At 70.7% G+C, this 13993-nt stretch carries 11 protein-coding genes; 8 read left to right on the top strand and 3 right to left on the bottom strand.

Annotation, left to right across the window (positions count from 1 at the left end):
• Window positions 1-19: 19 nt before the first annotated feature.
• Together AC1ROC_RS18095 and AC1ROC_RS18100 are read right to left on the bottom strand one after the other, a co-directional pair.
• Window positions 20-1291, bottom strand: coding sequence for an RNA polymerase sigma factor (locus AC1ROC_RS18095; protein ID WP_434949412.1), 1272 nt, complete (start codon window positions 1289-1291; stop codon window positions 20-22).
• Window positions 1292-1295: 4 nt separating this feature from the next.
• A complete protein-coding gene (locus AC1ROC_RS18100) occupies window positions 1296-1712 on the bottom strand; it encodes a YciI family protein (protein WP_085368856.1) in 417 nt (138 codons plus the stop codon).
• 241 nt (window positions 1713-1953) lie between these two features.
• Between AC1ROC_RS18100 and AC1ROC_RS18105 the strand changes: the two genes are divergently transcribed.
• From AC1ROC_RS18105 to AC1ROC_RS18135, 7 genes are all read left to right on the top strand, one after another.
• A complete protein-coding gene (locus AC1ROC_RS18105; RefSeq protein ID WP_434949411.1) occupies window positions 1954-2454 on the top strand; it encodes an EVE domain-containing protein in 501 nt (166 codons plus the stop codon).
• Window positions 2451-3080: a 2-phosphosulfolactate phosphatase gene (locus tag AC1ROC_RS18110; protein WP_493001794.1), complete on the top strand. Its 630-nt coding sequence runs from the start codon at window positions 2451-2453 to the stop codon at window positions 3078-3080. Before AC1ROC_RS18105 ends, AC1ROC_RS18110 begins: the two co-directional genes overlap by 4 nt.
• 43 nt (window positions 3081-3123) lie before the next feature.
• Complete coding sequence (locus tag AC1ROC_RS18115; protein WP_168690074.1) at window positions 3124-3426, top strand: DUF427 domain-containing protein; 303 nt, start codon at window positions 3124-3126, stop codon at window positions 3424-3426.
• Between the two features lie 237 nt (window positions 3427-3663).
• Entirely contained in the window at window positions 3664-10098 is a 6435-nt protein-coding gene (locus tag AC1ROC_RS18120; RefSeq protein ID WP_493001795.1) for a DUF5979 domain-containing protein, read from the top strand.
• Window positions 10099-10181: 83 nt separating this feature from the next.
• Entirely contained in the window at window positions 10182-11351 is a 1170-nt protein-coding gene (locus AC1ROC_RS18125; protein WP_493001796.1) for a PQQ-dependent sugar dehydrogenase, read from the top strand.
• An 82-nt stretch (window positions 11352-11433) separates the two neighbouring features.
• Window positions 11434-12030, top strand: a complete 597-nt coding sequence (locus AC1ROC_RS18130) for a hypothetical protein (protein WP_247597136.1) — start codon at window positions 11434-11436, stop codon at window positions 12028-12030.
• Between the two features lie 90 nt (window positions 12031-12120).
• A complete protein-coding gene (locus tag AC1ROC_RS18135; RefSeq protein WP_168690071.1) occupies window positions 12121-12651 on the top strand; it encodes a SprT-like domain-containing protein in 531 nt (176 codons plus the stop codon).
• On the opposite strand, the gene AC1ROC_RS18140 is transcribed toward AC1ROC_RS18135, so the two are convergent.
• Window positions 12648-13289 carry a GNAT family N-acetyltransferase gene (locus AC1ROC_RS18140; protein WP_085368849.1) on the bottom strand — a complete coding sequence of 214 codons (642 nt, stop codon included), beginning with the start codon at window positions 13287-13289 and terminating at the stop codon, window positions 12648-12650. The two genes, AC1ROC_RS18135 and AC1ROC_RS18140, sit on opposite strands and share 4 nt — an antisense overlap.
• A 47-nt stretch (window positions 13290-13336) precedes the next feature.
• On the opposite strand from AC1ROC_RS18140, the gene AC1ROC_RS18145 reads away from it, so the two are divergent.
• A complete protein-coding gene (locus tag AC1ROC_RS18145) occupies window positions 13337-13963 on the top strand; it encodes a CGNR zinc finger domain-containing protein (RefSeq protein ID WP_256921901.1) in 627 nt (208 codons plus the stop codon).
• Window positions 13964-13993: the final 30 nt, after the last annotated feature.

Raw genomic sequence — 13993 nt, forward strand, 5'->3', positions numbered from 1 at the left:
GCGTCTCACCCCTCGGCTCTCACCCTTTGCCGCGTCGGCACTCCTCCGCCCGCGCCAGCAGCAGCGTCCGCTCGCGCTCGTTCCCGGTGAGCGCCGCCGCCCGCTCGAACTCCCGCTCGGCCTCCGCGAGCCGCCCGAGGCGGAAGAGCAGGTCGGCCCGCACCGTCGGCAGGAGGTGGTAGCTGCTGAGCGCCCCGTCGATCACGAGCCGGTCGACCACGTCCAGGCCTGCCTCCGGTCCATACGCCATCGACAGCGCCACCGCCCTGTTCAGCTCAACCACCGCATTCGGCTGCAGCTCGGCGAGCGCTCCGTAGATCGCGACGATCTCCTCCCAGTCGGTCGCCTCCGCTGTCGGCGCCGTGGCGTGACAGGCGGCGATGGCGGCCTGCAGGGCGTACGGCCCGCGGCCGCGGTCCAGGCGCTCGGAGCGACGCAGTGCCTCGACGCCCCTGGTGATCAGGATGCGATCCCATTTCGACCTGTCCTGGTCCTGCAGCAGCACGGGCTCGCCGGCGGGGGTGGTGCGGGCGCCGAGCCGGGACGCCTGGAACTCCATCAGCGCCACCAGCCCGTGCACCTCGGGCTCGCGCGGGGTGAGCTCGGCGAGGACGCGGCCGAGCCGGAGGGCTTCCTGGCAGAGACTGGGGCGCATCCAGTCGTCTCCGGCCGTCGCCGCATAGCCCTCGTTGAAGATCAGGTAGATCACTTCGAGGACGGAACCGAGCCTGGCCGCGAACTCGGACCTGTCCGGCACCTCGAACGGAACCCGCGCGGCGCTGAGGGTGCGTTTTGCGCGGACGATCCTCTGCGCGATGGTGGGCGGCGGCACGAGGTAGGCGCGGGCGATCTCGTCGGTGGACAGGCCGCCGAGCAGCTTGAGGGTGAGCGCCACCCTCGACGGCTTGGTGAGGACGGGGTGGCAGGAGATGAAGACGAGCCGGAGCAGGTCGTCGTCGATGGTCTCCTCGGCGAGCAGGGCCGGATCGTCTGCACCGCGCTCCGTCTCCAGATCGTGGGCGAGCTGCGCGTACCTGTCGCCCAGGCGCTCCTGCCTGCGCCAGCCGTCGATCGCCCTGCGCTTGGCGACGGCGGTGAGCCAGGCTCCGGCGTTGCGAGGCACGCCGGACTGCGGCCACTGCTCCAGGGCGGCGACCAGCGCATCCTGGGCCAGCTCCTCGGCCAAGCCAACGTCGCCGACCAGCCGGGTGAGCACGGCTACCAGCTTGCCCGACTCGATCCGCCACACCGCCTCGACGGTGCGCGCCGCCTCGCCGCCCACATCCCCCATCCCGTTACGCCGTCCTGGGCTCTCCGCCGGCCTCGCGCCAGGCCTTCTCCTTCTGCACGTAGACGTTGTCCTGGTCGAACTCGGCAACGTCGAACACCTTGCGCACCTGCACGCTGCCCGTGGTGAGCGGGATGCGGCGCGCCCATTCGAGCGCCTCTTCTCTGCTCGCCGTCTGGATGATCCAGAACCCGGCGATGAGCTCCTTGCTCTCGGTGAACGGTCCGTCGACGACCGTGCGCTCGTCGCCCGCGTACTCGACGCGCGCGCCTTCCGAACTGGGGTGCAGACCTTCGCCAGCGAGCAGCACGCCCGCCTTGACCAGCTCGTCGTTGTAAGCGCCCATCGCGTTGAGGTCGTCCTCGCTGGGGGTGCCGCCCGCTTCCGTCGTCTCGTCCGCTGTGAGGATGAGCATGTACTTCATGGCTGTCTCTTTCTCTGACCGGCGATTCCCCGCCGTGTGCCGTGGGCGATTGCGCCCCTCACCTCCACGTCGAGCGACCGGGCCCGGAATCGACATCGGCGGAGGTTTTCTTCCGTGCCAGTCTCGCGGGAGCGCCTCCCGCCCGTCGAGCGAGGCACAGAATCTGTGGATAAGTCGCCGGTGTGAGCGGCTGTGCGCGGCTGATCGCGGCTCTGACGGAGGTGTGCGCTACAACTGGAGCATGGCGATCCGGTACTGGCTGGGAGTGGTGCAGCAGGACCATGTGCTCCGCGGGGTCGCCGCAGGCATCGCGCAGGTCAACCACGGGGCCAAGGCGCCGCTCGAACGCATGAGCGCGGCGGACGGCTTCGTCTACTACTCGCCCAAGACCACGTTCCCGGACGGCGAGCCGCTCAAGCAGTTCACCGCGATCGGCCGCATCGCGGACGACGACGTCTACCAGACCACCCAGGGTCCGTCGATGCGCGGTCCCGCCGGCGATTTCAAGCCGTGGCGCCGTCGCGTCGACTGGGAGCACGAGGCGGAGGCGACGCCCATCCGGCCCCTGCTGCCCGTGCTCGACTTCACCAGGGACAAGCCGGATTGGGGCTACCAGCTGCGCCGTGGGCTGATCGAGATCACCCGCCACGACTTCGAGCTGATCCGCCGTCAGATGCGCCGTCCGTCACCGGACGACCCACACGCGAAACCGCTCGCGCGCCGGGCTACGATGTCCCGGTGACCGAGCACGCCACCGCATCCACAGCCACCACCACTACCGCCGCAACCACCGCATCCCCCGCCCACGCGCAGGCCAAGTACCAGCTCCGCTTCGACTGGGCGCACGACGGCCTCGCCACGGTCGCTTCCGACGCCGACATCGTGGTCTGGGTCGACGTGCTCCCTCCGGTGGGCGCCGACCAGCACGCGACAGCACGGGATGCGCTGCCCCACATCCCCGAGTCCGCCGCGGTCGTCGCCGGCGGCCTGACCACCGCTTCGGCCGTCGCCGCGTGGATCATCGCCGAGCAGGTGCGGCTCGGCCGCCGCGCGATGGTCGCGATCGTCGCAGCGGGAGGGACCACCGCATCCGGTGACGTGCGGTTCGCCGTCGAGGACCAGCTCGCGGCAGGGGCGATCGTGGATGCGCTCGCCGCCGTCGGCATCGACTACAGCTCTCCGGAGGCCGCGGCGGCGTGTGCCGCGTTCACCGGTCTGCGCGGCGCCGTCGCGCACCTGCTCACCGCGTCGGCGTCCGGTCAGGAGCACGTTGCATCAGGCAGGACGCCCGCGGAGATCGCCCCGGCCGGCCATGTGGACACCGTGAACGACGTGACGATCCTGCGAGGCCCGTCAGGCACGGAATGATCCGTCCCCGCGCCGCGTTCGCCCCAGCAGGAGGTTTCAACCCATGAAAGCTGTTCTGAACGACACCGTGATCGCCGAGGCTCCCGAGTCGGAGCTCGTCCGCATCGAAGGCAACTGGTATTTCCCGCCGGCGAGCGTCAACGCCGACCTGCTGGAGAAGAGCGACACCCCGTACACCTGTCCCTGGAAGGGCGAGTGCCAGTACTTCTCCGTGAAGGACGGCGACACGCTCCTGCAAGACCGCGCGTGGAGCTACCCGAACCCGTACCCGAGTTCGTTCGACCGCGTCGGCTCCGACTACAGCAACTACGTCGCGTTCTGGAAGGACGTGAAGGTGGTCGACTGACCGACCGCTCGGATCAGAGGACACCGTCAGGGCTATGCCCCGGCGGTGTCCTCATTTTTGGGGACTGTACCCATAAAGTGGGGTACAAAGGTGCTTCCACCCACCCCGCCTGAGTGGATATACATGAAGGGCGGAAGAAACTCCCGGAACCCGAACCGGGGGTCGCGCCGTGTGAGCTGACCCGATCGTGCTCACCGCGTGCTTACCCGGCTTCCGCGTACTCAGAAACCCGATTCTGTGATTCGTCGTGCCTTCCGTCATGCCCGCATTCCGTTCAGCACCACAGCAAAGCACCGAGACAGCAGCGCTCTCGCCCTCAGCAGGCTGAAGCGCCTCGGTGCCGTCTCCGTCGCACTCGTCGTCGCCCTGGTGGGCGGGAGTGTGCTGGCGGGGCCGGCGTTCGCCGCGACCGCCTCCCTGTCCGTCGACAAGTCCGTCGACGGCAAGGCGGCGGTCGCGGTGACGAACGGGTCCGAGTTCACGTACACCGTGATGGTGGGCTGCGACGATAACGACTGCCTCGACGCCAAGCTGGTGGATGCACTCCCCGCCGAGTTCGCCGGGTTCAGCATCCTGGACACGAGCGTCTCCCCGAGTTCGAAGCCCTTCACCAAGTCGCTGACCGGATGCACGAACACGGTCACCTCCTCGTGCGTGCTCACCGTGCTCTTCACCGAGCAGGTCGCCGGGGGCGTCGGCATCCCCGCGGGAGGGACGTACCGCGTGACGGTGACGCTCAAGGCGCCGCAGAACCTCGCGCCGGACTGGGCGTACAACGGCGTGAAGGTCACCAACACCGCGCTCGGCACGTCGAGCACCGCCCCCGACGACAGCGGCTCGGCCGACGTGACCGTGAGCATCCCGGTGTCGGTGGACGAGAAGGTCGGGAAGACCTGGGCCCCGGCGAACCAGCAGTTCGCGCCCGGCGCGACCTCGACCGTGACGCTGACCAGCCAGAACACCTCCAACGTCCCCGCCGCGACGCTGTCCGTGCAGGACCCGACGGTCGCGCAGGACGGCGCGGCCTCCCTCGACGCGGCCAACCCGTTCGCGATCGTCGACTTCGCGGGCTTCGGCGCCGTCACCCTGCCCGCGGGCGCCGACCTCGTGCAGGTCGACGCGTATGTGTACGACAGCGGTTCCCACGCGTGGAAGTGGCAGACGGGTCCCCCCACCGCGGTGGCCGACATCCAGCTCCCCTCCGGCGTCGCAGCAGCGAACGTGGCCGGTCTCCGTTTCACGTACTCGAGCAGCACGGGCACCACGCTCGCGGCCAACGGGGCAGCGGGCAGCGTCGCCGTCTCCGTCGCACAGCGCGCGGTCAACCGCAGCACCGCCGCCTCGCTCGTCGGCGGCGCGACGGTCACCAACAAGTTCACGGGCATCGTCACCGTGCCCGGCAAGCCGCCGGTCTCCAAGACCGCGCAGGCTCCGTTCACCGTCGGCGGCCTCACGGTGCTCGTCAGCGCGGGCAAGACCATCGCGCCGAGCCGCATCCCGGCAGGCACGACCGCGACCGCCACGATCACCGGCAAGAACGACTCGAACGGCCCGCTGAGCACGCTGACGCTCGGCGACCGCGACTTCTTCACCGCGTCGCTCGGCTTCGGCGGCTTCGCCGCCCCGCTGTCATACCCGTCCGGCGCGACCGGCGCCTCCGTCGTCTGGATCTTCTCGGACGGCAGCAGCGTGTCCGCACCGTTCGCCGACGGCGCCACCCCTGTCGCGCCCGCCGCACCGACCGGCGCCCACCTCACCGGCTTCGAGCTGGCGTACACGGGGGCCGTCGCCGTCGGTGCCATCGGCAGCGCGCAGTTCCTGATCGCTCCCGCCGCCGACTACGTCGCGCAGAACGACAGCCCCACCGACGTGACGAACACCGTCACGGTCACCGGCACGAATCCCGCCGGAACGGCGAACAGGACGGCGACGGCGCCGCTCAAGGTCTTCTTCCCGGAGATCTCGCTGAAGCTGTCGAAGTCCATCGCGCCCTCCGGCGCGGTCTCGCCGGGCTCGACGGTCGTGGCCAAGCTGCCGGCGACGACCTCCACCGACTCCGCGTACGTGCGTCCGAACACCATCGTGGTCGACGACACTTGGCGCTCCGGCCGTGCAGACGACTTCTTCAACGCGTTCAACCCGATCGCCATCGCACCGACGCAGGTGCCGCTCGGCTCGACGCTGACGGTCGAGTATTCGACCGATGGGGGCGCCACCTACTCGGTGTTCACCGTGGTCGATGCCACCACCGCGGCGACGAACTACAGCGCCGCTCTCCCCACCGGGCTCGTCGGCAGCATCACCGGGCTGCGCTTCACCTTCGCCAACCCGGCCGGATTCGGGCAGGGCACGACGGTGAGCCCGAACATCACCGCGCAGGCGCGCGCCGCCCTCCGCGACGGTAGCGGCTCCACGTCGGTCGCCAACGGACCGAAGAGCACCTCTCAGAACCTCGCGAGCTCGCACGCCTCCGGCGTCATCGCCGGAGCGCCGCCCGTCGTCAGCCCGGTGCTGACCGCGACGGCCACCGCCGCGATCCAGAGCCAGAGCGGCTCCGGTTCGCTCGGCACCGCCAAGAAGTGGACGAAGCCCGACCTCACCGGTGACCTCACCGAACTGCCGTCGCAGTCCGGCCAGCAGGCGGGCACGGTGCTCTCCTGGGGCGTCACGGACACCGGATACAGCTCGGTGACCATCTCCGACCCCGCGTCGAACGAGGCCGACCCGGCGCAGACCGTGTTCCAGGCGTTCGACCTCGTCAGCATCGCACCGGTCAGCTTCGCGTCGCAGCCCCTGCTCAAATGGGATGCGGTCAGCGAGATCCGCCTCTACCACGACGGCGCATGGAACCTCGTCCCTGCACCCGGCGGAACCTGGATGAACGGCACCGGCTTCAAGGGATACGCGCTCACCCCCGCGGAGCTCAGCGGCACCACCGGCGTGCGCATCACCGTGATCCCGAACGACCCTGCCAGAGCGACGGCGACCGACCCGGCCGCACCACCGGCCGGCTCGGGCATCGCCACGGTCGCCTTCGGCCAGTCCCGCAGCTTCGGCCTGGTCTGGCAGCTGCGTAACCTGCTCCGCGACCCTTCCGCCGCGAGTGATCCGTTCGCCTCCGCGGACACGCTCCTCAACGACTCGACGGCCGGCACGATCTGGAACCGCAGCTCGGCGTCCGGTGTCCACAACGGAACCCCGGTCGGCCCCGTCGACGCCGCTGACAACCTCGCGCTGATCGACCAGCCGCCGCTCGTCGACGTCGCGAAGACGAGCCAGCGCTCCACGATGGTCGTGCCCAAGGCCGGCGACGTCGACCCGTCCGCATACCCGACCAACGACTTCACCATCACGGCGAAGAACGCCGCCGCCGCCCGCGCCTCGTACATCAGGGTGACGGACCCGTCGCCGTGCGACAGCGGATCCATGGGCGCCTGCCTCTCCGCCGCGAACGCCTGGTCGGCCGACCCGTTCGCCGCCGCGAGCTACAGCACCGCCAACCCGTTCGAGCGGCTCACCCTCACCAGGATCCGCTTCACGGCACCCTCCGCCCAGGTCGATCCGGTCGCCTCGCAGGTGACGCTGTGGCACCGCGCGTCCGACGGCACGCTCAGTACCACGAGGGTGTCGATGACCCAGGCGGCTGGGCTCCAGCCCGCCGACCTGCTGGATGTGGTCGGCGTCAGCGTCGTCTACCAGGGCACGAATCCCGTGACAGGAGGAGGCACGATCGTCAGCGGCCAGAACCTCGTGATGACGCTGAGCACGCAGGTCAGGGTGACCCAGCGCAGCGACGCGTCGGCAGAGGTGAAGGCCTTCCGGGTCGACAACGCCGCCTTCGCGCAGGGCTACGACCCCGTGCTCTACCCGAGCGGTCAGGGCTCGCAGCCGAACGACAGCGACACCGCGAGCCTGACGCTCACGACCGCGACGCTCGACGTGACGGCCGCCAAGAGCTTCTCCGCGCCGTCGGTGCTGGAGAAGGACAGGCACACGCCGGTCGCGGTCACCCTCACAGCGACCCAGGGTCAGGCGACGGCCGCCACGCACCAGGTGACGCTGACCGACACCGACTCCGGGTTCTGGAACCGCTTCGCGCTCACCGGCCTCTCCGCGGGCGACGTGACGCTGCCGGCGGGCGCCGACCGCGTGCGCGTCGACGTGCAGACCGGCGGCACCTCCACCTGGATCGCGGGCACGACCGCCGCGACCGCGTCCCTGCCGACCACCGCGCTCGACCAGATCACGGGCATCCGGTTCGTGTTCAGCAGGGCGGACGGCGACCTGTTCAGCCGCACCGCCGTGCCGGCGAACTTCACCGCGACGGCCATCCTGCACGTGCAGCTGCGGGATGCGTCCGTCGACGGTTCGCCGACCGTGTTCCCGAGCACCGTGGACGACACCGTGACGGCTCTCACGCACCGGACGGACAACCCGGCCGTGTACGCCGACAGGACGGCGGACGCCACCGCGAGCATCGCGCTCCTGACCGGCACGCACAGCCTGGACGTGTCGAAGACGCCGGAGAACGGCATCCACACCGTGAGCGTGGGCGACCCGGGCGGCTGGACGCTGACCTTCGCCAACACCGGCACCGGGTTCGTCGACGTGACGAAACTCGTCGACACCCTCCCGGCCTCCCTGGCCTGGGACGGCGAGGCGCCGACCTTCGGCACGACGCCGGGAGGCACGCTCTCCGTGACGCCGGCGACCGGCTTCGACACCGCGACGCGAGAGCTCGCGCTCTCCTGGCCGGCCGGCGGGGCGCGGATGTCGCCCGGCGAGCGGTTCACCGTGCAGCTGAACCTCGTGCTGCAGCCGGGCCTCACCGGCTCGCAGCAGGCGGTCAACAGCTTCTCGGTCACGACGGCACAGACTCTGGATGCGTGCACCAACACGTCCGGCAACGGGCAGGGCACGCTCTCCGGTCTCGCCGCGACCGCCTGCGGCACGAGCAACTACGTCCAGCCGATCTCCGGCCCGTCGCTGTACACCAGCAAGGGCGTGAAGGGCGACGTGGTCGGCGGCATCGTCTCCGGTGCTGTCAACCCGTCCAGCCCGTCCGCCACCTGCACCCCGGACGCCGACGGATACTTCGTCTCGCCGTGCGCGGCGAACACCGTCGTCGGCGGAACCGACCAGTGGCGCCTGCGTGCGATGAACAGCGGCACCGTCACCTACGACGCCCTCGTGTTCGTCGAGCCGCTGCCGACCCCGGGCGACAGGATGCTCGCCACGGGCGCCGCCCGTGGCTCCACCTACCGGCCGGTGTTCGATCAGGGCTACGGCCTGGTGGCGGACGCGCCGACAGGCACGACCGTGACGTGGGAGGTCACCACTGCTCCCGACGTCTGCGTCGGAGCGGGAGCGACCGCCTGGCCGAGCGACCCCACCTGTTCCGCCAACCCCGTGGCCTCCGAGTGGACGCCGTCCACCGCGTTCACGGGCGATTGGTCGGCCGTCACCGGCCTCCGCGTGACGCTCGACTTCAGCACGACGGCGGCGGGCACCCTCGCCCCCGGCGCGACCGTCGGTGCGACCTACCGCACGGTGAACCGCCCGGCGACCTCGGCAGCTCCGGATGGGGCGCCCGTCTCGATGGCGTCCGCCCCCTCCTTCGCGTGGAACCAGTTCGGTGCGACCGCAGCACTGACCGGTGGAGGCACGGTGCGCCGCGCTCCCGTCAAGGCGGGTGTGACCATCGTCACCGGTCCGCTGCAGGTCGACAAGATCGTCACGGGCTCCGCGGCATCGTCCGCCCCCGCGCAGTTCGTCGCCGATGTCGCCTGCACGGTGGCCGGTGCGCCCGTCGACCTCGGGGCGGCGGCGCAGCTCACGCTCGCGACGGCCACCGGCCTCACCGCACGGATCGACGGCATCCCGCTCGGCGCGGACTGCACGGTCGCCGAGCACGGGGCTCCAGGCAGCTACGGCGAGGCGGACCGCTCGATCGCGGGAGGCACCGTCCACGTGCTCTCCACCGAGCAGGCGGGTGCCGTCCCCGCCGCCCAGACCGCGACGATCACGAACACCTACGAGTTCGGGGCGCTGTCGATCGCCAAGACCGCCAAGGCGCTGAGCGTCATGGAGAAGGACGCGGTCCAGTACACCATCACGGTCACCAACCAGGGCGCGCTCGACGCGACCGCCTTCACTATTACGGACACGCTGCCGAAGGGGTCGACGTTCGTCTCCGCCGACCACGGCGGCACCGAAGGCAGCGGTGTGGTGAGCTGGGCGATCCCGCTGCTGGCGAAGGGCGCATCCATCGACGTCCACGTCACGCTCACCTTCGCCGCCGCGGGGACGTACGCGAACATCGCGACCGTCAGCACGCCGCCGGTGGGGCCGTGGAAGCCGCCGACGACGGGTGGCACCTGCTCCGGTCTGCCGGACGCCGCCTGCTCCCAGGTGGTCGTGAACAAGCCGGTCGACCCGGCCGGCCCCGGCGAGCCGACCGGTCCCGTCGTCACGCCGACGCCCACGCCGAAGCCGACGACGACGCCTCAGCCGACGTTCACGTCGGTGCCCGCTCCGGCCCCCAGCACCACCGCCGGTGGACTGGCGGCAACCGGATCGGCCGGTGACTACCTCCTCGTCGCCGGATGGGGTGCCATCCTCCTGCTGATCGGCGCGGCCTTCGTGAGCCGCCGCAGGCGCGGGCAGGCGTAGCGCTCCGATCGACCGCCAGGACCGTGGGGTTACCATGACCCAACGGCCCTGGCGGTCCGCGCGTTCGGGAGGGAGGCGGAGCGATGAACAGACTCACCGTGACGCTGCTCGCAGCCGGGCTGGCCGTCGCGACGGCGCTCACCGGCTGCACCGCCCCTGCCCCCGTTCCTCCGCCGTCCACCACCCGGACACCTGAGCCTCGCCCGTCGCCGACGCGGAGCATCCCGGCGGTCGCCGCGATCCCATGGGAGCCGTCCGGCGAAACCGTGGATCTCGAAAAGGGGCTGGTCGCTCCGTGGTCCGTCGTCCCGCTGCGCAGCGGCTCGGTGCTGATCAGCGAACGCGACAGCGGCACCGTGCTCGAACGCCTGCCGCAGGGCGGGACGCGCACGATCGGCACCGTCGCCGGAGTCGTGCACTCCGGAGAGGGCGGACTGCTCGGCCTGGCCGTGCAGGACGAGGAGGCGCCGAAGTTCCTCTACGCATACGAGACGACGGCCGACGACAACCGCGTCGTGCGGATGCCCGTCACCGGCGTGCCGGGAAGCTACGCGCTCGGCACGCAGGAGAACGTCGTCACAGGCATCCCGAAGGCGTCCAACCACGACGGAGGCCGGATCGCGTTCGGACCGGACGGGATGCTCTACATCACCGCCGGCGACGCCTCGAACCCCGCGAACGCGCAGAACGTCGCATCCCTCGGCGGCAAGATCCTGCGGGTCACGCCGGAGGGCGGCGTGCCGGGCGACAACCCGTTCCCCGGATCGCCGGTCTGGTCGTACGGGCACCGCAACCCGCAGGGCATCGCCTGGGATTCGCGGGGGACGATGTGGGCGAGCGAGTTCGGGCAGAACACCTGGGACGAGCTGAACATCATCACGCCGGGGTCCAACTATGGCTGGCCGAACGTGGAGGGAATCGGCGGAGATCCGAAGTACACGGATCCCGTCTTCCAGTGGCCGACCGACGTGGCGAGCCCGAGCGGACTGGCCGTCGTGGGGGACACCCTCTTCCTGGCCGGGCTCGGCGGGCAGCGCCTCTGGACCATCTGGACGACGGACGGCCACGCCCCGGTCACCGTGAAGCCGTTCTTCGACGGCACGTTCGGGCGGCTGCGGGATGCGGTGGCGCACGGCGACACGCTGTGGCTGCTGACGAACAACACCGACGGCAGGGGAGACCCGCGTCCCGGCGACGACAGGCTCGTGCAGGTCACCCTCATCCCTGCGCAATCGGTGAAGCACCCCGGCTGATCCGCCTCTCGGGTTAGTCTGGGATGGTTACACGACCTGGAGCAGAACCCTGAGCATCATCCTCGGCTACGACCCGACCACTTTGCGCGAGCGCGTCGACCTGCGCGCGGCCGGCCTGAGGCTCGACGAACTCGGCGGCCTGCGCAGTCTCAGCGCGCTCAACGAGAAGACCGTGCTGCTCCGTCTGCTCGGCAGGCTGGACGAGGCCATGCAGGTCGGCAACGAGGCCGTGCGCCAGGCCAGGTTCACCGGCGACAGGGAGCAGCTGCTCGGCGCCAGGGTGCGCAGGGCGCAGGTGCTGCAGTTCCAGGGCAAGCTCGACGAGGCGATCACCGAGCTGACGGGATGCGTCGACGAGGCCCACGCGCACGAGTGGACGGCCCTCGAAGCCTTCGCAACGCAGAACCGCGGCAAGGCCTACTTCGACGCCGAGGAGTACGACAACGCGCTCGCCGACGTGACCGCCGCCGTGTTCCTGCGGGAGAAGCTGGGGGCGTCTCCGGCCGACATCGAGAGCTCGCTGATCGCGGTCGCCGTGGTCAAGTCGTTCGCCGACGCCAACCGCGGTGCGCGCGACGAAGCGGCCGCCGCGGCCTCCGAGCGCCGGGGCCCGGATGCGGCCAACCGCGCGCCCGAGCCGCCGGAGTCGTCCGCTCCGTCGTCCGACCGCGCACGCTGACGCCGCCCTGGAACGACCGCGGGGAACGCGCGTAGGATTCTGATATGAGTTGTCCGGCTGTCGTGCGCATCCCCCTCTCGGTGGGCGCTGATGGCTGATCTCGAGCGGGTCAGGCGCTGGGCGAACGCGCTGATCGCTCTGCATCTCGACCCCGCCGTGTGGACGTTCGACTTCGACAACGCGAAGACCAGGGCCGGGCTCTGCAACTACACGGCCAAGCGCATCACGGTCTCCCGCTATCTGGCGGCGCGGTACGACGACGACGAGATCCACCAGATCCTCCTGCACGAGGTCGCGCACGCCCTTGCCGGCTCTCGCGCCGGTCACGGCCCGCGCTGGCGCTCCACCGCGATCGACCTCGGTTACGAGGGCAAACGCCTGCACGGCGGCGCCATCGCCGACGACCTCGCGCCGTGGGTCGGCACCTGCCCGCGCGGCCACACGCACTACCGATACCGCAAGCCGGCCAGAGCGCTCGCCTGCGGAGCGTGCTCGCGCCGCTTCGACGCGGCGAACCTCATCTCGTGGCAGCACAGAGAGGTCTCCCCTGCACAGCGCAGGATGGCCGCGTCGGCCGCGAGCGAGCAGGGGATGAGCAGCGAGCTGCCCGGGCGCGCTTAGCGGTCGGTGCCGGTGCCGGTAGCTGTGCCTGTGCCCGCTCCCGCGAGCCGCGCATCCAGTCCGGCCCGCACCTCCGGCCATTCCTCGCGCAGGATCGAGAATACGGCGGTGTCCCGCCAGGTCCCGTCCGCGCGACGCTGCATGTGGCGCAGGATCCCCTCCGGCGTCGCGCCGAGGCGTGCGATCGCCGCCCGCGAGCGCGTGTTGAGCACGTCGGCCTGCAGTTTGACCCGCTCGAAGCCGTTGTCGAAGGCGGCGCCGAGCAGGAGACGCTTGGTCTCGGCGTTGACGAGGGTGCCCCAGACCTCCGGGGCGTACGCGGTCCAGCCGATGTGAGCCGATTCGTTCACGAGGTCGAAGTCGCCGAGCGTGGTTGTCCCGACCACCCGGTCGCCGTCCTGGCGCAGGCAGACGACGGTCACGTTGCCTGCGCCCCACTGCAGGTAGTTCGAGATGAACTCGTGCCACTCCTCGTAGGTGTCCCGGTATGCGGCAGGGCCGCCTCCCCAGCCTCCAGCGAACACCTCTGGATGCCCGATGGCGTCGAAGAGGTCCGGCAGGTCTTCGCGCGTCAGCGGGCGGAGGCGCACGATGCTGCCGTCGATGGTGTGCGTGGGGTCGGGGCGGGTGGCGGCCATCCGCTCAGTATCGCATCCAGGGTACAGTAACCGACTATATTGGTTACATGGCGATCGAAGCGATACTCACCGGCGGCACGGGGCAGTGGATGGATTCCTCCGACGGCCAGCACTTCTGGTTCGACTCCGGATCGCTCGCGCTCGACTTCTCGTACACCGGCGGACTCGACCGGGACGGCGGCGAATGGCAGACAGTCCATGATGCCAAAGAACTGAACGACTGGCTGACCACCCGCTTCCCCGAGGTCGCTCCGACGGCGGGCGACCGGGAGTTCCGGGATGCGTCGGCGCTCGGCTCCGCGATCGGCCGCCTCGCCAGGCAGCAGAGCGGCGGAGCGGCGCTCGGCCCCGACGACGTCGACGTGGTCAACCTGTTCGCGGCGACCCCGGACATCCCTCCCGTGCTGGCGGGCGGCGGCCGTCAGGCGGGCAGGACGAACGCGCGGCCGCACCAGGCGCTCAGCACCATCGCCCGGGATGCGGTCCGGCTGTTCTCCGCGGAGGCGGACGGCCGCATCCGGGAGTGCTCCGCCGACGACTGCGACCTCGTCTACCTCGACACCTCGCGCTCCGGCAACCGCCGCTGGTGCTCGATGCAGCGCTGCGGCAACCGTGCCAAGGTCCGCGCCCACCGCGCCCGCGCCGCCGCCTCCACCCCGCCCGCCTCCGCCTGACCTCGATGGCTGCGCGAGCGACCACCCGGC

The organism is Leifsonia sp. GW821-FHT13C05, from assembly GCF_058806515.1.